The following is a 479-nucleotide window of genomic DNA, read 5'->3' as shown; positions in this document are numbered from 1 at the left end:
GTTTTTAGATCAAAGAGAAAATAGAAAGATTNTAACTCAATTATATGGAGATAAAATTTTGGATGTATTTTCTTATTCAGGACCTTTTGGTATAATTATTAATGGAGAAGAAAAATATTTTATTGAAAAAAATAAAGAATCAATTAGTATGTTATATAAGAATTTGAAATTAAATAATATAGAAAATTATTAATGTTATAAATGATAATGCATATAGAATATTAAAGCANTTTTATTTAGAAAAAAGAAAATTTGATATAATTATATTGGACTCCTCCAGATTTATTGGCAGAAAATTATGAAAAGGGGATTAGGATGTTGTGATAGTTAATAAATTCTATTGCTTTAGATTTAATTGATGAAGGATATTTAATAACATTTTCATTTTATCAGGATTTGAATGAAAGAAAATTTTATTCATTAATTAGAACATTAATAAGGAGAAAAAATAAGAAATTTGAAATATTGTATAAATTTAA

The 479-nt window shown here is 19.5% G+C and carries 1 protein-coding gene; it reads left to right on the top strand.

What is annotated here, in order from left to right; genetic code table 11:
• Nucleotides 1-58: 58 nt before the first annotated feature.
• Nucleotides 59-193, top strand: a complete 135-nt coding sequence (locus tag LUA84_RS05400; RefSeq protein WP_457913294.1) for a hypothetical protein — start codon at nucleotides 59-61, stop codon at nucleotides 191-193.
• Nucleotides 194-479 lie beyond the last annotated feature (286 nt).

Source organism: Candidatus Nanopusillus massiliensis (assembly GCF_920984865.1).
This window is presented reverse-complemented; position numbering and strand designations above follow the sequence as displayed.